Source organism: Pectobacterium araliae (genome assembly GCF_037076465.1).
GTDB classification, from domain to species: Bacteria; Pseudomonadota; Gammaproteobacteria; order Enterobacterales; family Enterobacteriaceae; genus Pectobacterium; species Pectobacterium araliae.
Map to the genome: position 1 here is coordinate 605,230 of NZ_AP028908.1, position 23,686 is coordinate 628,915.

Annotated in this window: 19 protein-coding genes; 16 read left to right on the forward strand and 3 right to left on the reverse strand. The window is 51.8% G+C overall.

All coding sequences use genetic code 11. From position 1 onward, the window contains the following. The first annotated feature begins 63 nt into the window (after positions 1-63). Positions 64-1,401 (forward strand): MFS transporter, encoded by a 1,338-nt coding sequence (locus AACH44_RS02760; protein WP_261848992.1) that lies wholly within the window; start codon positions 64-66, stop codon positions 1,399-1,401. A 111-nt stretch (positions 1,402-1,512) separates the two neighbouring features. On the opposite strand, the gene satP is transcribed toward AACH44_RS02760, so the two are convergent. Continuing rightward, positions 1,513-2,088, reverse strand: a complete 576-nt coding sequence (satP, locus tag AACH44_RS02765) for an acetate uptake transporter (protein WP_005973207.1) — start codon at positions 2,086-2,088, stop codon at positions 1,513-1,515. 490 nt (positions 2,089-2,578) lie between these two features. On the opposite strand from satP, the gene dnaK reads away from it, so the two are divergent. The 4 genes from dnaK (at position 2,579) to nhaR (ending at position 8,162) form a co-directional block, all read left to right on the forward strand. Further along, on the forward strand, positions 2,579-4,486 hold the full coding sequence (dnaK, locus tag AACH44_RS02770; RefSeq protein ID WP_261848993.1) for a molecular chaperone DnaK: 1,908 nt from the start codon (positions 2,579-2,581) through the stop codon (positions 4,484-4,486). A gap of 108 nt (positions 4,487-4,594) precedes the next feature. Further along, positions 4,595-5,731, forward strand: coding sequence for a molecular chaperone DnaJ (dnaJ, locus tag AACH44_RS02775; RefSeq protein WP_261848994.1), 1,137 nt, complete (start codon positions 4,595-4,597; stop codon positions 5,729-5,731). 287 nt (positions 5,732-6,018) lie between these two features. Then, positions 6,019-7,215 (forward strand): Na+/H+ antiporter NhaA, encoded by a 1,197-nt coding sequence (gene nhaA / locus AACH44_RS02780; protein ID WP_261848995.1) that lies wholly within the window; start codon positions 6,019-6,021, stop codon positions 7,213-7,215. A gap of 32 nt (positions 7,216-7,247) precedes the next feature. Beyond that, positions 7,248-8,162, forward strand: a complete 915-nt coding sequence (gene nhaR, locus AACH44_RS02785) for a transcriptional activator NhaR (protein ID WP_261848996.1) — start codon at positions 7,248-7,250, stop codon at positions 8,160-8,162. Positions 8,163-8,197: 35 nt separating this feature from the next. Here nhaR and rpsT read toward each other — a convergent pair whose 3' ends face one another. Continuing rightward, entirely contained in the window at positions 8,198-8,461 is a 264-nt protein-coding gene (rpsT, locus tag AACH44_RS02790; protein WP_005973217.1) for a 30S ribosomal protein S20, read from the reverse strand. A 425-nt stretch (positions 8,462-8,886) separates the two neighbouring features. Between rpsT and ribF the strand changes: the two genes are divergently transcribed. The 8 genes from ribF to carB all read left to right on the forward strand — a co-directional run bounded on the left by ribF (position 8,887) and on the right by carB (position 20,587). Beyond that, positions 8,887-9,828, forward strand: a complete 942-nt coding sequence (ribF, locus tag AACH44_RS02795; protein WP_261848997.1) for a bifunctional riboflavin kinase/FAD synthetase — start codon at positions 8,887-8,889, stop codon at positions 9,826-9,828. A gap of 31 nt (positions 9,829-9,859) precedes the next feature. Continuing rightward, entirely contained in the window at positions 9,860-12,673 is a 2,814-nt protein-coding gene (gene ileS / locus AACH44_RS02800) for an isoleucine--tRNA ligase (protein WP_261848998.1), read from the forward strand. After that, positions 12,670-13,185: a signal peptidase II gene (gene lspA, locus AACH44_RS02805; RefSeq protein WP_261849038.1), complete on the forward strand. Its 516-nt coding sequence runs from the start codon at positions 12,670-12,672 to the stop codon at positions 13,183-13,185. Before ileS ends, lspA begins: the two co-directional genes overlap by 4 nt. Continuing rightward, positions 13,185-13,658: an FKBP-type peptidyl-prolyl cis-trans isomerase gene (fkpB, locus tag AACH44_RS02810; protein WP_261848999.1), complete on the forward strand. Its 474-nt coding sequence runs from the start codon at positions 13,185-13,187 to the stop codon at positions 13,656-13,658. Before lspA ends, fkpB begins: the two co-directional genes overlap by 1 nt. Then, positions 13,639-14,589, forward strand: a complete 951-nt coding sequence (gene ispH, locus AACH44_RS02815; protein WP_261849000.1) for a 4-hydroxy-3-methylbut-2-enyl diphosphate reductase — start codon at positions 13,639-13,641, stop codon at positions 14,587-14,589. Before fkpB ends, ispH begins: the two co-directional genes overlap by 20 nt. Positions 14,590-14,932: 343 nt before the next feature. Next, positions 14,933-15,754, forward strand: a complete 822-nt coding sequence (gene dapB / locus AACH44_RS02820) for a 4-hydroxy-tetrahydrodipicolinate reductase (RefSeq protein WP_261849001.1) — start codon at positions 14,933-14,935, stop codon at positions 15,752-15,754. Positions 15,755-16,199: 445 nt separating this feature from the next. Next, positions 16,200-17,348: a glutamine-hydrolyzing carbamoyl-phosphate synthase small subunit gene (gene carA / locus AACH44_RS02825; RefSeq protein ID WP_010306691.1), complete on the forward strand. Its 1,149-nt coding sequence runs from the start codon at positions 16,200-16,202 to the stop codon at positions 17,346-17,348. Positions 17,349-17,362: 14 nt separating this feature from the next. Next, a complete protein-coding gene (carB, locus tag AACH44_RS02830; RefSeq protein WP_261849002.1) occupies positions 17,363-20,587 on the forward strand; it encodes a carbamoyl-phosphate synthase large subunit in 3,225 nt (1,074 codons plus the stop codon). A gap of 87 nt (positions 20,588-20,674) precedes the next feature. Here carB and AACH44_RS02835 read toward each other — a convergent pair whose 3' ends face one another. Beyond that, on the reverse strand, positions 20,675-21,289 hold the full coding sequence (locus tag AACH44_RS02835; protein ID WP_261849003.1) for a LysE family transporter: 615 nt from the start codon (positions 21,287-21,289) through the stop codon (positions 20,675-20,677). Between the two features lie 239 nt (positions 21,290-21,528). Here AACH44_RS02835 and AACH44_RS02840 point away from each other — a divergent pair, with 239 nt between their 5' ends. The 3 genes from AACH44_RS02840 to folA all read left to right on the forward strand — a co-directional run bounded on the left by AACH44_RS02840 (position 21,529) and on the right by folA (position 23,356). Further along, positions 21,529-22,302, forward strand: coding sequence for a threonine/serine exporter family protein (locus AACH44_RS02840; protein WP_261849039.1), 774 nt, complete (start codon positions 21,529-21,531; stop codon positions 22,300-22,302). After that, positions 22,293-22,763 (forward strand): threonine/serine exporter, encoded by a 471-nt coding sequence (locus AACH44_RS02845; RefSeq protein WP_261849004.1) that lies wholly within the window; start codon positions 22,293-22,295, stop codon positions 22,761-22,763. Before AACH44_RS02840 ends, AACH44_RS02845 begins: the two co-directional genes overlap by 10 nt. Before the next feature lie 110 nt (positions 22,764-22,873). Beyond that, positions 22,874-23,356 (forward strand): type 3 dihydrofolate reductase, encoded by a 483-nt coding sequence (gene folA / locus AACH44_RS02850; RefSeq protein WP_261849005.1) that lies wholly within the window; start codon positions 22,874-22,876, stop codon positions 23,354-23,356. Positions 23,357-23,686: the final 330 nt, after the last annotated feature.

The window sequence follows — 23,686 nt, forward strand, 5'->3', positions numbered from 1 at the left end:
AGTAATTTCTACTTTACACACTGCGATGACGTTTTTTTTCACTCTGGCAATGCACGGTAATTTATGACTCAGAATCAACACGCCCATCCTCGTCGGTTGAACCGGCAGGACTATAAAACGCTGTCTCTGGCTGCACTGGGTGGCGCGTTAGAGTTTTACGATTTTATTATTTTTGTCTTCTTTGCCGCGGTTATTGGCGATCTCTTCTTCCCGCCAGACATTCCTGAATGGCTGCGGCAGGTACAGACGTTCGGTATTTTTGCCGCAGGCTATCTGGCTCGCCCGCTGGGGGGCATCATCATGGCCCACTTTGGCGATAAAAGTGGGCGTAAAAAAATGTTTAGCCTGAGCATATTGCTGATGGCGTTACCCACGCTGGCAATGGGTTTGTTACCGACCTATGAAGCCATTGGTATTGCTGCACCGCTTTTACTGCTGTTAATGCGTGTGCTGCAAGGGGCGGCAATCGGTGGTGAAGTTCCTGGCGCATGGGTTTTCGTTGCAGAGCATGTGCCTCGCGCTCGCATTGGATTTGCCTGCGGTACATTGACCGCCGGGCTGACGATGGGGATTCTGCTAGGCTCGCTGATCGCAACGTTGCTGAATACGGTGCTGACGCCAGAGCAGATGTCGGGCGGTGGCTGGCGCCTGCCGTTCTTCATTGGCGGGGTATTTGGCCTTGTGGCGATGTATCTGCGCCGCTGGTTGCAGGAAACGCCCATCTTTATGGAAATGCAAACGCAGAAAAAACTGGCAGAAGAGTTGCCGCTAAAATCGGTCGTTTTAAATCATAAACGTGCGGTTGTGGTGTCAATGCTGCTGACCTGGCTGCTGTCTGCATGCATCGTCGTCGTTATTCTGATGGCGCCGACCTACCTGCAAAAAGTCCATGGTATTCCTGCTGCGCTGGCATTGCAGGCAAACTGTCTGGCAACGATTGCACTGATGGTCGGCTGTGTTAGTGCTGGGCTGCTGGTGGATCGTTTTGGTGCCAGCAAACTGTTTATTGTCGGCAGCCTGTCGCTGGCCGTATGCAGTTGGTTCTTTTACACCTCGGCAGCAAGCAGCACGACGTTGCTTTTTGTCAGCTATGCGATTGTCGGGCTCAGCGTGGGTGTCGTGGGTGGTGTGCCTTATGTCATGGTGCGGGCGTTTCCGGCAGCCGTGCGGTTCTCGGGAATTTCTTTTTCCTACAACGTGTCCTATGCCATTTTCGGTGGCCTGACACCTGTCTTCGTTACGTTGATCATGAAGGCCACGCCGATGGCACCGGCATTCTATGTCTTGACGCTGGCTGCGGTGGGATTGCTGTTGGGCGTTTATTTGCAACGCGATCTGGATGCTGATTCGCGTTCTTCGGCAGAGAGCGATGCGGGCGATCGTTCGCCTGTTGAAGTTTAAACACAGGTTATCTTTGTAAATAGCAACGAGCCCTGTCAGGTTGACAGGGCTCGTTGCTATTTAACGCGGGCTAATACCTCTAGACTGCGTCTATCTCTCTTGCGTCGGAACTTAGTGGGACGCGCCACGAGCACCAATTGGCAGTACAGTGCGGCCAAACTTCTCGTTCAGCACTTCAGCCATTGCCAGATAAATGGCGCTTGCGCCACAGATGATGCCTTCGTAACCCGCGAAGGTTAGCAGCGCGTGGTTGCCAGTAAAGTTACCCACGGCCAAGAGAGCAAACAGCACGGTCAGGCTGCCGAAGACAAATTGTAGGGCGCGGTTGGTGCCGAAGGTGCCGAAGAACATAAACAGCGTGAAGACGCCCCATAGACCCAGGAATACACCAAGGAACTGGGCATCACTGGCTTCCGCCAGACCCATTTTCGGTAGTACGAGAATGGCAACCAGCGTCAGCCAGAATGCGCCATAAGACGTAAACGCGGTCACGCCAAACGTATTCCCTTTTTTATATTCCAACAGGCCGGCCAGAATCTGGGCAATACCGCCGTAGAAGATACCCATACTGAGAATGATGGAAGAAAGTGGGAAAAAGCCTGCGTTGTGCAGGTTCAACAGAATAGTGGTCATCCCGAAGCCCATCAGTCCTAATGGACCAGGATTTGCCAACGTGTTCGTGCTCATAAATCCTCTGCAATAACAGATTATTAATAGTCCCTTCGCGTCGGGCGCGGCATTAAGGTTCGCGAATGCGCCAATCACGTTGGGATAGGTGTCGTTTAGGTGTTATTGCCCGCCATTGTGTAGGGATGTGTCCCCATTTTTGCAGCGAGCGCGGCATCATATCGGGCGTTTGGAATGGACACAACATGGGGAAGGCAGAATAGTTTGATCGTAAGAGGGATAAAGGTCATTTTTTTTCGTCTTCCCCCCTTGATGATAGAAATGTTGGCCCCATCTTATTTGCAACCGAAACAGTTTGACCTGCCGCAAAGGCGTGTGTCGGGCCGTTACATCGGTAGTTTGCATGAAAATGAAACGTGTGCTGCTGATGAAAAACGAGGGTGTGTCGTTAGAAAACGAGAAATCTTGTTGAAAAACGACATTTCGCCCGCACAGTAGGTAGTAGGTTTAACCACCACACCGAATATGACTTTTTAGTGGAGATGTTTAGATGGGTAAGATTATTGGTATCGACCTGGGTACAACCAACTCTTGTGTCGCGATTATTGACGGTACTCAGGTAAAAGTACTGGAAAATAGCGAAGGCGATCGCACCACGCCTTCAATCATTGCTTATACGCAAGACGGTGAAACTTTGGTTGGCCAACCGGCTAAACGTCAGGCAGTGACCAACCCAAAAAATACACTGTTTGCTATCAAACGTCTGATTGGCCGTCGTTTTAAAGACGAAGAAGTTCAGCGCGATGCCAACATCATGCCGTATAAAATTATCGCGGCGGATAATGGCGATGCATGGTTGGAAGTGAAAGATCAGAAAATGGCTCCGCCGCAGATTTCAGCTGAAGTGTTGAAAAAAATGAAGAAAACGGCGGAAGACTATCTGGGAGAGACTATCTCCGAAGCGGTCATCACCGTACCCGCTTACTTCAACGATGCACAGCGTCAGGCAACTAAAGATGCTGGCCGTATCGCGGGTCTGGAAGTCAAACGTATCATCAATGAACCGACAGCGGCAGCGCTGGCCTACGGTTTGGATAAAGAAGTCGGTAACCGCACTATCGCGGTTTACGACTTGGGCGGCGGTACGTTCGATATTTCCATCATCGAAATCGACGAAGTTGATGGCGAAAAAACTTTCGAAGTGTTGGCAACCAACGGTGACACTCACCTGGGTGGTGAAGACTTTGATAGCCGTATGATCAACTATCTGGTTGACGAATTTAAGAAAGAGCAAGGTTTCGACCTGCGTAACGATCCGCTGGCAATGCAGCGTCTGAAAGAAGCGGCAGAAAAAGCCAAGATCGAGCTGTCTTCTGCACAGCAGACTGACGTTAACCTGCCGTACATCACGGCAGATGCTACCGGTCCTAAGCACCTGAACATCAAAGTGACTCGTGCGAAACTGGAATCACTGGTAGAAGAGCTGGTGAGCCGTTCTCTGGAGCCGCTGAAAGTGGCATTGCAGGATGCTGGCCTGTCCGTTTCTGAAATTCAGGACGTGATTCTGGTTGGTGGTCAGACGCGTATGCCTCTGGTGCAGAAGAAAGTCGCTGACTTCTTCGGTAAAGAGCCACGTAAAGACGTGAACCCAGACGAAGCGGTTGCTATCGGTGCTGCGGTGCAGGGCGGTGTGTTGTCTGGTGACGTGAAAGACGTTCTGTTGCTGGACGTAAGCCCGCTGTCTCTGGGTATCGAAACCATGGGTGGAGTGATGACGGCGCTGATCGCCAAGAACACCACGATCCCGACGAAACACAGTCAAGTGTTCTCAACGGCGGAAGACAACCAGTCTGCGGTAACGATTCACGTTCTGCAGGGTGAACGTAAGCGTGCGCATGACAACAAATCTCTGGGTCAGTTTAACCTGGATGGTATTCAGCCTGCGCCGCGCGGTATGCCGCAGATTGAAGTCACATTCGACATCGATGCTGACGGTATCCTGCACGTTTCCGCGAAAGACAAAAACAGCGGTCGCGAGCAGAAAATCACCATCAAGGCATCTTCTGGTCTGAATGAAGAAGAAATTCAGAAAATGGTTCGCGACGCAGAAGCGAACGCAGAATCTGACCGTAAGTTTGAAGAACTGGTTCAGGCTCGTAACCAGGGCGATCACCTGCTGCACAGCACGCGTAAGCAGCTGGAAGAAGTGGGCGACAAACTGGCCGCTGATGATAAAACTGCCATTGACGACGCACTGAAAGCGCTGGAAAGCGCACTGAAAGGCGAAGACAAAGCAGAAATCGAAGCGAAGATTCAGGCGCTGGTTCAGGTTTCCGGCAAGCTGCTGGAAGCGTCTCAGCCACAGCCAGGTGCTGAAGGTGCCGCTGATGATGCCTCTGCTCGTCGCGACGACGATGTCGTTGATGCTGAATTTGAAGAAGTAAAAGATAAAAAGTAATCGCCCTTGAGCGGGCGCAGTAGCAGCCACAAGGCTATTGCTGGCAATCAGCACGGGCGTCGAGGAAACTCTGCGCCCGTGCACGCATGTTGAGGGGCAGGAAAATAAATGGCGAAGCAAGATTATTACGAAAGCCTGGGCGTTGCTAAAAGCGCGGATGAGCGCGAAATAAAGAAAGCGTACAAGCGTCTGGCGATGAAGTACCACCCAGATCGTAATCAGGGTGATAGCGAGGCAGAAGCCAAGTTCAAAGAGATCAAAGAAGCCTACGAGATCCTTACCGACGCGCAAAAACGTGCAGCCTACGACCAATATGGTCATGCGGCGTTTGAGCAAGGTGGTATGGGCGGAGGCGGTGGTGGCTTTGGCGGCGGCGGTGCTGATTTTGGTGATATTTTTGGCGACGTGTTCGGGGACATCTTTGGCGGTGGCCGTCGTCAGCGTGCAAGCCGTGGCTCCGATTTACGCTACAACATGGAGTTGACGCTGGAAGAAGCGGTACGTGGCGTCACCAAAGAGATCCGTATTCCCGCGCTGGAAGAGTGTGATGTGTGCCACGGCAATGGCGCGAAGCCGGGTAGTTCGCCGGTCACCTGTCCAACCTGTCATGGTAACGGTCAGGTACAGATGCGTCAGGGCTTCTTTACTGTGCAGCAGGCCTGTCCGCACTGTCATGGTCGCGGCAAGATCATTAAAGATCCGTGCGTCAAATGTCATGGTCATGGTCGTGTAGAGAAGAGCAAAACGCTGTCGGTGAAAATTCCGGCGGGTGTGGACACGGGCGACCGTATCCGTTTGTCCGGCGAGGGTGAAGCAGGCGAGCACGGCGCGCCGTCAGGCGATTTGTACGTTCAGGTGCAGGTTAAAGCGCACCCGATCTTCCAGCGTGAAGAAAACAATCTGTACTGCGAAGTGCCGATCAACTTTGCGATGGCAGCATTAGGCGGCGAGATTGAAGTCCCGACGCTGGATGGCCGCGTGAAGCTGAAAGTGCCTGCGGAAACGCAAACTGGAAAACTGTTCCGTATGCGCGGCAAAGGTGTGAAATCGGTTCGCGGCGGTGCACAGGGCGATCTGCTGTGCCGCGTGGTTGTGGAAACGCCGGTTAATCTGAATGAGCGCCAGAGACAACTGCTGCAAGAACTCGATGAGAGCTTCGGTGGCCCGTCTGGCGAAAGAAACAGCCCACGCTCGAAAAACTTTTTCGATGGCGTGAAGAAGTTTTTCGACGACTTGACCCGTTAATCGCTTCTCGTTAACGCGTGACAGAAAGACCGGTGGGGTAAACCCGCCGGTTTTTTTATGACGGACGTCCTTATCCGTCACCTTGCGGCCGTTGCTGCGCGACGTTGAAAAACGCTCCCGACATTTTTTTATTCCTTCCCCTAGATAGCCTCAATTCAATAACTCGATTTTTTCGAGTGTTAAGCCAGTTTTAATCTGCTTTTAACGAGTGATTGTATTGCGTAATCTTGCCAGCAAGAAAGCGGACGCTGGGTATTGACGTTCGTGCCTGATGGGAGATTAAGTCAATGATAACAATGATTCGCCGCTTTATTCGATTGGATGCGGCAGCGGGTGTGATGCTAATGATGGCAACGGTGTTGGCGATCGTATTTGCTAACTGGTCTGTTACTGCTGTGGGCTATCAACAATTCCTGATGATACCAGTGGAAATACGGTTTGGCGCGCTGGAAATCAATAAGAACCTGCTGCTGTGGATCAATGATGGCCTGATGGCGATTTTTTTCCTGCTGATTGGTCTGGAAGTAAAACGCGAGTTAGTCGAAGGCACATTAGCCAGTCGCCAGCAGGCGATGTTGCCATTGGCTGCGGCGGTAGGTGGAATGATTTTCCCCGCTTTGCTCTTTCTGCTTTTTAATGCGAATGATGAGGTGACGCGGGCTGGCTGGGCGATTCCCGCTGCGACAGATATCGCGTTTGCCATCGGGGTACTGACGCTATTGGGCAAGCGCGTTCCCGCAGGGTTAAAAGTCTTCCTGCTGGCGCTGGCGATCATTGACGATCTGGGGGCGATCCTGATTATCGCTCTGTTTTATACGCAGCAGATCTTCTGGCCTGCGTTGGGCGGTGCGGTGCTGGCGATTGCGGTGCTGGCCTATATGAACAGGCAGCAGGTTGGTAAAACTTCTGCCTATTTGCTGGTGGGGAGCGTCTTGTGGGTCTGCATTCTGAGATGTGGCGTTCATGCGACGCTTGCTGGGGTGATCGTCGGATTCTTTATTCCTTTACGTACGTCCAACGGGGAATCTTCTCCGGCAACCACGCTGGAACATGGCTTACAAACGTGGGTCGCGTTTCTGATTATTCCATTGTTTGCCTTCGCTAACGCAGGCATTGTGCTACAGGGGATTGTGCTGGAAAAACTGTTTTCCCCGTTGAGTCTCGGTATCGCGACTGGACTGCTGATGGGTAAACCGCTGGGTATTACCTTGTTCAGTTGGCTAATCATTCGACTGGGCTATGCGCGTCTGCCCGCTGGCGTGCGCTTTAACCAGATCATGGCGGTTTCTGTGCTGTGTGGTATTGGTTTTACTATGTCGATATTTATTACGCTGTTGGCATTTTCTGGCGGTGATGCAGAATTGATTACCTATGCCAAGTTGGGAATCTTACTGGCGTCAGGGCTGGCGGCGCTGCTTGGCTATTTGGCATTGCACGGGGTGTTGCCAGTGCTGGACAAGGCGATTCAGCCGTGTAAGGGTTGATGCTATGCCGGAGGCGCGAAGAGGAGGCGGGTGTGTCTCATTTGAATTTTAACCATCTCTATTATTTCTGGCAGGTGTATAAGTCGGGCTCCGTTGCTGGTGCGGCAGAGACGCTGTTCTTAACGCCGCAGACCATTACCGGGCAAATTAAATGTCTGGAAGAACGTTTGCAGGGCAAACTTTTCAAGCGCAAAGGGCGAGGGCTGGAACCGACGGAACTGGGGCAGTTGGTCTTTCGCTATGCAGATAGCATGTTCCAACTCAGCCAGGAAATGTTGGATATTGTGAACTACCGCAAAGAATCGAATCTGCTATTCGACGTTGGCGTGGCAGATGCGCTGTCCAAACGGCTGGTGAGCCGGGTGCTGGAAACGGTCGTGACGGAACAGGAACATATCCATTTGCGCTGCTTTGAGTCGACGCACGAAATGCTGTTGGAGCAGTTGAGCCAGCATAAGCTGGATATGATTCTGTCGGATTGCCCGGTGGATTCAACGCAGCAGGAAGGGCTGTTTTCAATCAAACTAGGCGAGTGTGGGATGAGCTTTTATTGTAAACGCCCGCAGCCTGAGCAGCCTTTCCCCGCCTGTCTTGAACAACGTAAATTGCTGATTCCAGGGCGGAGAACCATGCTGGGACGGAAGCTATTGAATTGGTTTACGGCGCAGAATATTCAGGCAGATATTTTGGGTGAGTTTGATGATGCGGCGCTGATGACGGCGTTTGGCATTAATAACGATGCGATTTTCGTTGCGCCGTCGCTGTATGCCAATGAAATCTACCTGCAGGGGAATATTGTCGAGATTGGTAGGATCGAGAACATTCAGGACGAGTATTATGCGATCTTTGCGGCCAGAATGATCCAGCACCCCGCGGTACAGCGTGTCTGTAACGCAGATTTTTCAGCGCTCTTTTGTGATACCGCAGACGCAAAAAAACCGGCCTAAGCCGGTTTTTTTAGCAACAGCACGCAGATGCGTGATTATTGCATGGCGTTGATGCGCGCAACCAGATTGGATTTATGACGTGCAGCTTTGTTCTTGTGAATCAGACCTTTACCAGCCTGGCGATCCACGATCGGTTGCATGTCATTAAACGCTTTCTGTGCCACTTCTTTATCGCCAGTAGCGATCGCCGCGTATACTTTCTTGATGAAAGTACGCATCATTGAGCGACGGCTTGCGTTATGCTTACGGCGCTTCTCAGATTGTACGGCGCGTTTCTTAGCTGATTTGATATTAGCCAAGGTCCAACTCCCAAATATATTCAATCGAGGACAATTCAAAGGCCGTGGAATATGCTCGTTTAGCCTTCGTTTGTCAATGGATTTGTGCAAATAAGCGTCGTTTGTACGTCGACACTTGTTACGTTGTGATGGCGCAGGATTTTAGCAGCTTCACGCGGTGGAATACAGCCTTTCGCATCATAATTTCATCCTGAATTTGATAAAGCCCTGTCTGCTATCGGTAAAGTCGGATTGGATGGGACATCCGCTGCTTGGATATTCTGCATATGAGCCTTATTCATCAATGATTCAGCTAAAAAACGTACAAATACCAGCACGATTTATAGGGTGGCTGCAAAAGGCGCGAATCGCGGGTTAACCTTACTCGCTGTACAAGGTATAATCCGCCGATTTCCATAATATTAACCCTTTGTTCTGGGCCAGCCATGCAGCTAATTCGCGGTATACACAATCTTCGGGCACACCATTATGGCTGTGTGCTCACTATTGGTAATTTTGATGGTGTGCACCTCGGACACCAAATGCTGCTCGAACGACTGAAGCAGGAAGGTCGCGCTCGTGGGCTGCCGGTGATGGTCATGATTTTTGAACCGCAGCCGCTGGAGCTCTTTGCTGCGGAAAAAGCACCCGCACGTTTGACGCGTCTGCGTGACAAGGTGAAATATCTGGCGCAGGCTGGTGTGGACTATCTGTTGTGTGTCAAATTCGATGCGTGTTTTGCCGCCAATGATGCCGAGACATTCGTCTCTTCTCTGCTGGTGAAGAAACTCGGCGTGAAGTTCCTGGTGGTGGGCGATGACTTCCGCTTCGGGGCTGGTCGTCAGGGTGATTTCCTGTTATTACAGAAGGCTGGGCGTGAGTCGGGGTTCGATGTCATCAGCACCGATTCGTTCTGTAATGGTGGCAAACGTGTCAGTAGCACGGCGGTACGTGAAGCGCTCAGTCGTGATGAGCTTGAACTGGCAGAAAGCCTGTTGGGCCACCCTTACTGTATTTCCGGGCGCGTAGAACATGGCAAAGCGCTGGGAAGAACCATTGGGTTCCCGACGGCCAATCTACCGCTAAAACGTCAGGTTTCCCCTGTCAGCGGCGTATATGCCGTCAGCGTTTATGGGCTGGGGCAAGAACCGCTGCCGGGCGTCGCCAATATTGGCACACGTCCGACCGTAAACGGTGACAAACGCCAGCAGCTTGAAGTGCATTTGCTGGACGTGACGATGAACCTCTATGGTCGTCATATTGAAGTCGTACTGCGTAAAAAGATCCGTAATGAACAGCGTTTTGCTTCGATCGATGCGTTAAAACAGCAAATCGCCGATGATGTGGTGACCGCCCGGACGTTCTTCGGGTTAAAGACACCGGTTTAATTTTTCTAGCCGAAACGAAATCGAGAATCTAATGAGTGACTATAAGACTACCCTGAACTTGCCGGAAACAGGGTTCCCGATGCGTGGCGATCTGGCCAAGCGCGAACCTGACATGCTGAAACGTTGGTATGAGCAGGATCTGTACGGGATTATTCGCAATGCGAAGAAGGGAAAGAAGACCTTCATTTTGCACGATGGCCCTCCGTACGCGAACGGCAGTATTCACATTGGTCACTCAGTTAACAAGATTCTGAAAGATATTATTGTTAAATCGAAAGGCCTGTCTGGCTACGATTCCCCTTATGTGCCGGGCTGGGACTGTCATGGTCTGCCGATTGAACTGAAAGTCGAACAACTGATCGGTAAACCGGGCGAGAAAGTCAGCGCAGCAGAATTCCGTGCTGAGTGCCGTAAATATGCGGCGGAGCAGATTGTTGGTCAGAAAGCCGATTTTATTCGTCTTGGCGTGCTGGGTGACTGGGATCGCCCTTACCTGACGATGGATTTCAAAACCGAAGCGAACATCATTCGTGCATTGGGTCGCATTATTGAAAACGGTCACCTGCACAAAGGGGCGAAGCCGGTTCACTGGTGCGTAGACTGCGGCTCCTCACTGGCAGAAGCAGAAGTTGAATATTACGACAAAACGTCTCCATCTATTGATGTCGCGTTTAACGCAAGCGATGTCGCGGCGGTCTTAGCCAAATTTGGCGTGAGCAACGTAGACGGCCCCGTGTCTCTGGTGATCTGGACGACGACACCGTGGACGCTGCCAGCAAACCGCGCGATCTCACTGAACGCGGAGTTCGATTATCAACTGGTACAAATTGATGGTCAGGCGCTGATTCTGGCGGCCGATCTGGTTGAAAGCGTGATGAAACGCATTGGTGTGACTCAGTGGATTGTGCTGAGCGACTGTAAGGGCGCGGATCTTGAACTGCTACGCTTCAAACATCCGTTCCTGGGCTTCGATGTACCGGCCATTTTGGGCGACCACGTGACGCTGGATGCCGGTACGGGTGCGGTACACACCGCTGGTGGTCACGGTCCTGACGACTACGTGATCAGCCAGAAGTACAATCTGGAAATCGCCAACCCGGTGGGACCGAACGGCTGCTACCTGAGCGGCACCTATCCTGAGTTGGATGGTAAATTCGTTTTCAAAGCCAACGATCTGATCGTTGAAATCCTGCGTGAAAAAGGCATGTTGCTGCATGTAGAAAAATTGCAGCACAGCTATCCGTGCTGCTGGCGTCATAAATCACCGATTATTTTCCGTGCCACGCCACAATGGTTTGTCAGCATGGATCAGAAAGGCCTACGTAAGCAGTCGCTGTCTGAAATCAAAGGTGTGCAGTGGATTCCTGATTGGGGCCAGGCACGTATTGAGTCGATGGTCGCCAACCGTCCTGACTGGTGTATCTCCCGTCAGCGTACCTGGGGCGTGCCAATGTCGCTGTTCGTTCACAAAGAGACGGAAGAACTGCATCCGCGTACTGCTGAACTGATTGAAGCGGTGGCAAAGCGTGTTGAAGCCGATGGCATTCAGGCATGGTGGGATCTCGATCCGGCTGATGTGCTGGGCGCAGACGCTGATAATTATGTCAAAGTGCCAGACACGCTGGACGTGTGGTTCGATTCTGGATCAACGCATGCGTCCGTGGTGGATGCTCGTCCTGAATTCGGCGGTCACTCAGCAGATATGTATCTGGAAGGGTCTGACCAACATCGTGGCTGGTTCATGTCTTCTCTGATGATCTCCACGGCGATTAAAGGTAAAGCACCTTATCGTCAGGTGTTAACCCACGGTTTCACCGTTGATGGTCAGGGTCGTAAGATGTCCAAGTCGATCGGGAATACCGTGAGCCCGCAGGACGTGACGAACAAACTCGGTGCTGACATTCTGCGCCTGTGGATCGGCTCAACGGATTACTCTGGTGAAATCGCCGTATCCGATGAGATCCTGAAACGTTCCGCTGATGCCTACCGTCGTATTCGTAACACTGCGCGTTTCTTGCTGGCGAACCTGAATGGGTTTGATCCACAGAAAGATAGTGTGAAACCAGAAGACATGGTGGTGCTGGATCGCTGGGCGGTTAGCTGTGCGAAAGCCGCGCAGGATGAGATCCTCGAAGCCTATGAAAGCTACGATTTCCACCGTGTGGTACAGCGCCTGATGCAGTTCTGCTCGATCGAGATGGGGTCGTTCTACCTGGATATCATCAAAGATCGTCAATACACGGCAAAAAGCGACAGTGTTGCACGCCGTAGCTGCCAGACTGCGCTATACCATATCTCAGAAGCATTGGTTCGTTGGATGGCACCGATTATGTCCTTCACGGCGGATGAAATTTGGAGCTACCTGCCGGGCGAACGTGCGCAGTACGTGTTTACCGAAGAGTGGTATGACGGTCTGTTCGCGCTGGATGATACTGAAACGATGAACGATGCGTTCTGGACGGATATCCTGAAAGTACGTAGCGAAGTGAACAAAGTCATTGAGCAGGCGCGTAATGATAAGCGCATCGGTGGTTCGCTGGAAGCGTCCGTCACGCTGTACGCTGATGCTAATCTGGCAGGCAAGCTGAACCAGCTACAGCAGGAACTGCACTTTGCGCTGTTGACGTCAAAAGCGCGGGTGGAACGTTATGAAAATGCGCCGGATAGCGCGCAGGCAACGGAACTCACCGGACTGAAAATTGCCTTAAGTGAGGCAGAAGGGCACAAGTGTCCACGCTGCTGGCATTACGAGACGGATATTGGTAGCAATGCCGAGCATCCTGAAGTGTGTGGTCGCTGTGCGACTAACGTAGGCGGTAATGGCGAAGAGCGTAAATTTGTCTGATGAATAACATTTGTTCGAGCGGATTGCGCTGGCTCTGGCTGGCGCTACTGGTTCTTGTTATCGACCTTGGCAGCAAGCAGTGGATTCTTGCCCACTTTGCGCTGGGAGATACGGTGCCAGTGATGCCTTCTTTGAATCTGCATTACGCCCGTAACTATGGCGCAGCATTCAGCTTCCTGGCGGATAAAGGTGGCTGGCAGCGCTGGTTTTTTGCCGGTATCGCGATTGCGATTGTGGTTGCACTACTGGTGATGATGTACCGTGGCAACGTCAAGCAGAAGCTCAATAACATTGCCTATTCGCTGATTATCGGCGGTGCATTGGGCAATCTGTTTGACCGGACATGGCACGGTTTTGTCGTTGATTTCATCGACTTCTATGTCGGTGACTGGCACTTCGCTACCTTTAACCTTGCCGATACCGCTATCTGTATTGGTGCGGCGCTCATCGTACTGGAAGGGTTTTTCAGTACGCATGATGATACTGATACCGTTAAGCAAAAGGGTCACTGATGTCCGAGACTGTGCAGCACAACAGCGCGCTGCTGGTGCATTTTATCCTGACGCTGGAGGATGGTTCTGCGGCCGAATCCACGCGTGAGCGCGGCAAGCCAGCGCTGTTTCGCCTTGGCGACGGCAGCCTGTCTGACGCGTTGGAACAACATCTGTTGGGATTGCAGCGTGGCGATAAACGCAAGTTTACGCTGCCGCCAGAGTCGGCCTTTGGGCCGACCAATCCGAACCTGATCCAGTTTTTTTTACGTCGTGATTTTGCCCAGACTGGCGTGCCGGATGTTGGCACCATCATGCTGTTCAGCGGCGTTGCTGGGAATGATATGCCGGGAATTATCCGTGATGTGACTGAAGAGTCAGTCACGGTGGATTTCAACCATCCTTTATCTGGTCAGGCGATTACCTTCGATCTTGAAGTGCTGGACATTGATCCCGTACAACAGGAGGCATCACATGCAGATTCTGCTGGCTAATCCACGTGGCTTCTGTGCGGGTGTCGATCGTGCTATCAGCATTGTGGAACGTGCGCTGGAGCTTTTTGGTACGCCGATCTACGTTCGTCATGAAGTGGTTCACAATCGCTATGTGGTTAATGGCTTACGTGAACGCGGCGCGATTTTTATTGAGCAGATCGAAGATGTGCCGGACGGTGCGATTCTGATTTTCTCTGCGCATGGCGTTTCACAAGCGGTACGTAATGAAGCCAAAAACCGCGACCTGACGGTATTCGATGCGACCTGTCCTTTGGTAACCAAGGTGCATATGGAAGTGGCCAGAGCCAGTAAGAAAGGCGTAGAAGCCATTCTTATCGGGCATGCTGGACACCCCGAGGTTGAGGGAACGATGGGGCAGTACAGCAATGCGGATGGCGGCATGTATCTGGTAGAGTCCCCCGAGGATGTCTGGCAGCTACAGGTAAAAGATGAAACTAATCTGAGCTTTATGACGCAGACCACGCTTTCTGTTGATGATACCTATGCGGTGATTGATGCATTGCGTGAGCGTTTTCCGCAGATTGTCGGTCCGCGTAAAGATGACATCTGTTATGCCACGACCAATCGTCAGGAAGCCGTTCGTCATTTGTCGGATAAAGCGGATGTCGTGTTTGTCGTGGGGTCTAAAAACTCCTCAAACTCCAACCGCCTTGCTGAATTGGCACAGAGAGCCGGGAAAGCGGCTTATCTGATTGATGCCGCCGAGGATATCCAGGAATCATGGGTAGCGGGCGTTTCGCAGGTTGGTGTCACCGCAGGGGCATCGGCACCGGATATTCTGGTACAACAGGTGATCCAGCGCCTGAAAGAATTGGGCGGCAAGGTTGCGATTGAAATGCAAGGGCGTGAAGAAAACATCGTCTTTGAAGTGCCCAAAGAGCTGCGTGTTGAAGTCAAACAGATAGATTAATGCTGTTTCTGCGGTAGGGCTAGGCTAAAGCCCTATCGCTTTTATCCCCTTCCGTTTTCTTTCCCCTATATTCACTCATGAAAATGTTAATGCATAAAAATGAATTTTTATGCGTTACGCCATGTAGCTTGTTTTTTAACCGCTTGTATTTATCTTCAAATACCTTGCGGCTTTTCATCGCTCTGAGCGCCATTCTGATACCTTTGGTTAGACAGTTTTGCTGATTTTCTGCGGCTTCAAACAGTATTTTCTAATCTGGCGGTAAATCCGCTGGCGATAGTGCGCAGCGCCCGTTAACCTGATGTTATTTTTATGTCGTCAGGATTAAAAAGAGAGAGACATTATGAAGGATTCATTCATCCGTATTGCGGTTGTAGGCGCGGGCGGCCGTATGGGACGCCAGCTGATTCAGGCTATCGAGCAAATGGATGGCGTAGTATTGGGCGCGGCGCTGGAGCGTTCTGGTTCGTCTCTGATAGGAAGCGATGCCGGTGAACTTGCTGGGCTGGGGAAAAGCGGTATTACCGTGAATGAAAGCCTGGATGCCGTGCAGAATGATTTCGATATTTTGATCGACTTCACCCGCCCAGAAGGCACATTAGCGCATTTGGCGTTTTGCCGTCAGCACCGTAAAGGCATGATTATTGGGACAACCGGCTTTGATGATGCAGGAAAGGCGGCGATTAAGCAGGCTGCGCAGGATATCGGCATCGTGTTTGCGGCGAACTTCAGCGTTGGCGTCAATGTCATGCTGAAGCTGCTGGAAAAAGCGGCCAAAGTCATGGGCGACTATACTGATATCGAAATCATTGAAGCACACCACCGCCACAAAGTGGATGCGCCATCGGGTACCGCACTGGCGATGGGCGAAGCGATCGCTGATGCGCTGGGACGCGATCTGAAGTCCTGTGCCGTGTACGCGCGTGAAGGCTACACCGGTGAACGCGATCCGAAAAGCATTGGTTTTGCGACCGTGCGAGCGGGCGATATCGTCGGTGAACATACGGCGATGTTTGCTGATGTGGGTGAGCGCGTTGAGATTACCCACAAGGCATCCAGCCGCATGACATTTGCTAATGGTGCAGTAAGAGCTGCAATCTGGATTAGTGCGAAAGAAAGTGGCCTTTTTGATATGAGAGATGTGCTTTCTCTGGATGATTTGTAGTATTTTTATTTTTCATAGGATTTATATCTAACTGAAAAAGGTGGGTGTTTTTACGTTCACCTTTTCTTTTATCTTGTTGGCTTGTTTTTTCTATCATCATTGGTATTTGTTTGTGTTTTATTCTGTTTTTTAGTGATGATTTTCCCTCCTTACTCCCAAAATGTCCTTTGCTGGTGATTTGTTACTCTTATTTTAGCAATGTTGTCTCGCAACCGTTTACTTATCTCAGTTGATAGGGTTTTTTACGTCAGTGGGCGACTATTTATTTCGGAAAGCATAAAAATAAGAGAAAAAAAGCGGTTTGGGTAGACAATCAGGAAGACCATCATTAAAATGCGCCCAATTTGCCAAAAATTGGCCTTACAGGTAGTTTTTGCATTGATTTAGTGGCTCGAATCTGAATTAATATGCAAATAACGTGATTGTTTATTCCTTGGAGGGTGTTTTGATTAAGTCAGCGCTATTGGTTCTGGAAGACGGAACCCAATTCCACGGTCGGGCCATTGGGGCAGAAGGGTCGGCAGTGGGGGAAGTGGTCTTCAATACGTCGATGACCGGTTATCAAGAAATCCTTACTGATCCTTCCTATTCCCGCCAGATTGTCACTCTCACTTATCCCCATATCGGTAATGTCGGCGCCAATGCCAACGATGAAGAATCCCCCTCTGTACAGGCTCAAGGTCTGGTTATTCGCGATTTACCTCTGATTGCCAGCAACTACCGTAGTGAAGAAAGCCTGTCTGAATACCTCAAACGCAACAACATCGTCGCCATTGCTGATATCGATACCCGTAAACTGACCCGTCTGCTGCGTGAGAAAGGCGCACAGAATGGCTGCATCATCGCGGGCGATGCGCCGGATGCTGCCGTTGCACTGGAGAAAGCGAAAGCCTTCCCAGGGCTGAAGGGCATGGATCTGGCAAAAGAAGTCACGACGGCAGAAAGCTACAGCTGGTTACAGGGAAGCTGGACGCTGGAAGGCGAATTGCCGGCGGCGAAAAACGAAAGCGAGCTGCCTTACCACGTTGTCGCTTATGACTACGGTGTGAAACGCAACATTCTGCGTATGCTGGTGGATCGCGGCTGTCGCCTGACGGTCGTCCCGGCGCAGACACCTGCTGAGGACGTACTGAAGCTGAACCCAGACGGTATTTTCCTCTCTAACGGCCCGGGCGACCCAGAACCGTGCGACTACGCGATTCGTGCGATCAAAACCTTCCTGGAAACGGATATTCCGGTATTCGGTATCTGTCTGGGTCACCAACTGCTGGCACTGGCGAGCGGTGCCAAGACCATCAAAATGAAGCTGGGTCACCACGGTGGCAACCATCCGGTCAAAGATCTGGATAACAACTGTGTGATGATTACCGCGCAGAACCACGGCTTTGCAGTTGATGAAAATAATCTGCCTGCCACGCTGCGCGTCACGCACAAATCCCTGTTTGACCATACGGTTCAGGGGATTCACCGCACGGATAAGCCAGCGTTCAGCTTCCAGGGTCACCCAGAAGCAAGCCCCGGCCCGCATGATGCCGCGCCGCTGTTCGACCACTTTATTGACTTGATTCAGACTTACCGTTCTTCAGCTAAATAATCAGGAGCGAGAAAATGCCAAAACGTACAGATATTAAAAGCATCCTGATTCTGGGCGCCGGCCCGATTGTTATCGGCCAGGCGTGTGAGTTTGACTACTCGGGTGCACAGGCGTGTAAAGCACTGCGTGAAGAGGGTTACCGCGTTATTCTGGTGAACTCCAACCCGGCAACCATCATGACCGACCCGGAAATGGCCGATGCGACCTATATCGAGCCGATTCACTGGGAAGTGGTACGCAAAATCATTGAAAAAGAGCGTCCAGATGCAGTGCTGCCAACGATGGGCGGCCAGACTGCGCTGAACTGTGCGCTGGAACTGGAACGTCAGGGCGTGCTGGCTGAATTCGGCGTCACCATGATTGGTGCAACGGCGGATGCGATTGATAAAGCAGAAGACCGCCGCCGCTTCGACGTGGCGATGAAGAAGATCGGTCTGGATACTGCGCGTTCCGGTATTGCACACAATATGGAAGAAGCACTGGCCGTTGCGGCTGACGTCGGCTTCCCGTGCATTATCCGTCCTTCCTTTACGATGGGCGGCACCGGTGGCGGTATCGCTTACAACCGTGAAGAGTTTGAAGAGATCTGTGAGCGCGGGCTGGATCTTTCTCCAACCAAAGAGCTGTTGATCGATGAATCGCTGATTGGTTGGAAAGAGTATGAGATGGAAGTGGTGCGTGATAAGAACGACAACTGCATCATCGTCTGCTCAATCGAAAACTTCGATGCGATGGGGATCCACACTGGAGACTCCATCACCGTCGCCCCTGCACAAACGCTGACCGACAAAGAATATCAAATCATGCGTAACGCCTCGATGGCGGTACTGCGTGAAATCGGCGTAGAAACGGGCGGTTCTAACGTTCAGTTCTCGGTAAACCCGAAAACTGGCCGTCTGATTGTTATCGAAATGAACCCGCGTGTATCACGTTCTTCCGCGCTGGCGTCTAAAGCGACAGGCTTCCCGATTGCGAAAATCGCGGCTAAGTTGGCTGTAGGTTACACGCTTGATGAGCTGATGAACGACATCACTGGTGGCCGTACGCCAGCGTCCTTCGAACCTGCTATCGACTACGTTGTCACTAAGATTCCGCGTTTCAACTTCGAGAAATTCGCTGGTGCCAACGACCGTCTGACCACGCAGATGAAATCTGTGGGCGAAGTGATGGCAATTGGCCGTACGCAGCAGGAATCCTTGCAGAAAGCGCTGCGTGGTCTGGAAGTGGGCGCAACGGGCTTCGATCCGAAAGTGGATTTGGACGATCCAGAAGCGTTGACCAAAATCCGCCGCGAGCTGAAAGATGCCGGTGCCGAGCGTATCTGGTACATCGCTGATGCCTTCCGCGCGGGGATGTCTGTCGATGGCGTATTTAACCTGACCAACGTCGATCGCTGGTTCCTGGTGCAGATTGAAGAGCTGGTGCGTTTGGAAGAGCAGGTCGCTGAAAAAGGCGCAACCGCTCTGGATGCCGATTTCCTGCGTACGCTGAAGCGTAAAGGCTTTGCCGATGCGCGTCTGGCGAAACTGGCTGGCGTGGCGGAAAGCGAAATTCGCAAACTGCGCGATAAATTCGACCTGCATCCGGTCTATAAGCGTGTCGATACCTGTGCGGCAGAATTCGCGACCGATACGGCTTACATGTACTCCACGTATGAAGAAGAGTGTGAAGCTAATCCGACTCAGGATCGTGACAAAATCATGGTACTGGGCGGCGGGCCGAACCGTATTGGTCAAGGGATCGAATTTGACTACTGCTGTGTCCATGCTTCACTGGCGCTGCGTGAAGATGGTTATGAAACCATCATGGTTAACTGCAACCCAGAGACCGTTTCAACCGACTACGACACTTCCGATCGCCTGTACTTCGAACCGGTAACCTTTGAAGACGTGCTGGAAATTGTCCGTATCGAGAAGCCAAAAGGCGTGATCGTTCAATACGGTGGCCAAACGCCGCTGAAGCTGGCGCGTGCGCTGGAAGCGGCGGGGGTGCCAGTTATCGGCACCAGCCCAGACGCGATTGACCGTGCAGAAGACCGTGAACGTTTCCAGCAGGCGGTTAATCGTCTGGGGCTGAAGCAACCGGCTAACGCCACAGTAGCAACGATTGAGCAGGCGGTAGAAAAAGCGCGTGGCATCGGTTACCCGCTGGTTGTTCGTCCTTCTTATGTTCTGGGTGGTCGTGCGATGGAAATTGTGTACGACGAAATCGACCTTAAGCGCTACTTCCAAAACGCGGTTAGCGTATCCAACGATGCACCAGTGCTGCTAGACCGTTTCCTTGACGATGCTATCGAAGTTGACGTTGATGCAATTTGCGACGGAGAGCGCGTGCTGATTGGTGGCATTATGGAGCACATCGAGCAGGCAGGGGTTCACTCCGGCGACTCCGCTTGTTCACTGCCAGCTTACACGCTGAGCAAAGAGATTCAGGACGTGATGCGCCAGCAGGTTGAGAAACTGGCGTTTGAACTCTGTGTTCGCGGCCTGATGAACGTGCAGTTCGCGGTGAAGGATAACGAAGTTTATCTGATTGAAGTGAACCCGCGTGCGGCACGTACCGTACCGTTTGTCTCTAAAGCAACGGGCGTTCAACTGGCGAAAGTTGCGGCACGCGTGATGGCAGGCAAAACGCTGGCTGAGCAGGGCGTCACGAAAGAAATCATCCCGCCGTACTACTCGGTGAAAGAAGTGGTGCTGCCGTTCAACAAATTCCCTGGCGTTGACCCGATTCTGGGGCCAGAAATGCGTTCGACCGGTGAAGTGATGGGCGTGGGCCGCACGTTTGCTGAAGCATTTGCTAAAGCGATGCTGGGCAGCAGTTCGCACATGAAGAAAACCGGACGTGCGCTGCTGTCGGTACGTGAAGGCGATAAAGCCCGCGTGGTCGATCTGGCGGCCAAGCTGCTGAAGCATGGTTTCGAGCTGGACGCGACACACGGTACGGCGATTGAACTGGGTGAAGCCGGTATTAATCCGCGTCTGGTGAACAAGGTGCATGAAGGTCGTCCGCACATTCAGGATCGCATCAAGAACGGTGAGTACACTTACATCGTCAACACCACCGCAGGGCGTCAGGCAATTGAAGACTCCAAGCTGATTCGTCGCAGTGCGCTGCAATACAAAGTGCACTACGACACCACGCTGAACGGTGGTTTCGCTACCGCGATGTCATTGACGGCAGATCCGACCGAGAAGGTGACTTCCGTACAGGAAATGCATGCGATGATTAAAGGCTGATTGACCGACTTCGGTAGGCAGTAAGCGGATAATAAAAGCCAGCGTTGGTAACAGCGCTGGCTTTTTTCATGGGGAACGTTTTGAGTGTTAACCCAGCGCCACTTTGATACCCAGCGCGATCAACACCGTGCCTAGCAGCTTATCTACCAGTTTCTGCACCTTAGCTAGCCCACGCCGCACGGGTTCGCTTTGGAAAAGCACGACCAACAGTGGCCACCAGACGACAGAGAGTAGCCAGATGATCATGGCATACCACAGCTTTTCACCGATGCCGGAGTGGATATTCAGAACCTGAGTGAACATCGCCAGAAAGAACAGCGTAGCTTTCGGGTTAAGCAGGTTGCAGAGATACCCTTGCAGGAACGCTTTTTTCAGGCTAACGCTTTGCTTCCCCTGCTGTGAAACGTCCATTTTGCTGCCGCCACGTGATAATAATGCCTGAATACCGATCCAGATCAGATAGGCGGCGCCCGCATATTTCAGTACATTAAACAGCCACGGCGTGGTGGTGATGACAACAGCTAGCCCGGCGACGCAGTATGCCATGTGAGTTGCCACGCCGCAGATGACGCCAAACGCGGTCATCAATGCGGCAGCGCGTGGGTAGCGTGTCGCGTTCTTAATGACGAGAAAAAAGTCAGGGCCGGGGGAGAGCATCCCCAGCGTGGCGATGGTGGCGACAAACAGCGATGTTTCTAACATGGTCATTCCAGCGAGTGAAAAGAGTAAGAACGTTTGAAATAATAGCGCCAGAATAATGAATTTTCATCACACTTATTGGTTATTCGGTGGTGATATGTTAACAATTGTCCTTTCATTTTTTATGGTTAATTTCAGGGGCGGGTTGGGATAACAACATGGTCAGTGAACGTGAGAACCGTGAACAATTAAGCAGTGCAAAATCATTAAGTAGCGCAAAACCCGTAGGGGGTGAAAAACGGATGGGTGAAGCGGCACAGCAGCGGGAGATAACCCGCTTGTGCATCCAGTGTGCGCTGCTGCTGTTACAGCATGGTGCAGAAAGTATGGTGGTAGAACAGCTGTCGTCACGGCTGGGTATGGCGCTCGGTGCTGATAGCGTTGAGAGTTCAATTTCGGCAAATTCGATTGTCCTGACCACCATCATGCAGGGGCATTGCCTGACGTCAACGCGGAAGAACGTGGATCGCGGCATTAATATGCACGTCGTCATTGAGGTGCAGCATGCGGTGATCATGGCCGAGCATAAACTGCTGGATGTCGCGGGCGTGGAGAAGCGTCTGGGAAATATTAAGCCACTGCGTTACCCGCGTTGGCTGATGGTTTCCGTTGTCGCGCTTTCCTGCGGTTGTTTCAGCCGTTTGAACGGCGGCGGGTGGGATGCCTTTATTGTCACGCTGATTGCCAGCGGTCTGGCGATGTATGTCCGTCAGGTGTTTACGGCGCGACATCTGAATCCGTTGATTAACTTCTGTATTACGGCGTTTGTTGCCACGTCGGCATCCGGGCTGCTGATGCGTTTACCTGCTTTTTCTCAAACCTCGACGGTGGCGATGGCAGCAAGCGTGCTGCTGCTGGTTCCCGGCTTTCCGTTGATTAATGCCGTGGCGGATATGTTTAAAGGGCACGTGAACACGGGTCTGGCACGCTGGACGGTTGCGAGTTTACTGACGCTGGCAACCTGTATTGGTGTGGTGATGGCGATGTCGCTGTGGGGGTTACGCGGATGGGCTTAAGTTTACTGTGGGCACTGTTGCAGGATATGGTGCTGGCAGCAGTCCCTGCGTTGGGGTTTGCGATGGTCTTCAACGTGCCGCTGAAAGTGCTACCTTACTGCGCGCTGTTGGGTGGCGTCGGGCATGGCGTCCGGTTTTTGGCGATACATTTTGGCATGAATATCGAGTGGGCATCGTTTCTGGCGGCAATCCTGATTGGCATCACCGGCATTCGCTGGTCACGCTGGCTGCTGGCGCATCCAAAAGTCTTTACCGTAGCAGCCGTCATTCCGATGTTCCCCGGCATCTCTGCCTACACGGCGATGATTTCGGTGGTGGAAATTTCGCATCTTGGCTACAGCGAAGCGCTGATGAACGTCATGATGACCAATTTCCTAAAGGCCAGTTTCATTGTCGGTGCGCTGTCTATCGGCCTGTCTTTACCGGGGATCTGGCTCTACCGTAAACGGCCGGGAGTATAAATAGCATCGGAGCTCTCTTATATTACGTTTCGGTCTTGTCTCTATATCGACGAGTGAAAGGGCTTTCCGTATAGTGTCAGCAATTTTCTGACCTACAGGGTTTTTTCACCATGGTTATTAGTTTGATTGCTGCACTGGCAGTGGATCGCGTGATTGGTATGGAAAACGCGATGCCGTGGCATTTGCCAGCCGATCTGGCATGGTTTAAGCGTAATACACTTAATAAGCCGATTATTATGGGGCGTAATACCTTCCGCTCTATCGGTCAGCCGCTGCCCGGCAGATTGAACATTGTCGTCAGCAATCATCCTGGTGATGACGAGCGTGTTACTTGGGTCTCCTCGTTAGAGGCTGCGTTGGCAGCGGCTGGCGAAGTTGAGGAAGTGATGGTGATTGGCGGCGGCAGTATTTATCAGCAAACTCTGGCGCAGGCTAACCGCCTCTATCTGACGCACATTGATGCCGAAGTGGAAGGTGACACGCATTTCCCTGACTATGAGCCGGACGAATGGCAGTCTGTTTTCAGTGAATTCCATGATGCTGACGAGCGTAACTCACACAGTTACTGCTTCGAAGTTCTGGAACGTCGCTAAGGGCATAACATCACCCATATCTCTCTCAATGTGCTCTGGTCGCTGCTGAGAAACATCCGGTTGTGAGCGAGTAAAAAAGACAGGCATAGTTTTGTGAGCCGCTGATTGTGTTAACGACTCAATGCGTGTTCCTCTATGCCGTCTTTCAAAAAAATCAAAAATTCTCCTGCGACGTTTTTGCGTTGCTTCTTCGCTCTTTCTCTGAGCTATCATACTGAAATTGAATATCTTAATCATGTTCCCCGCGTGAGCGGGGATAGACCAAATGAGCAGTGAGGTGAGGCTTTCAATCAGTAGTATTCTGCTTCATTGAGGGGGGATTCATATTTG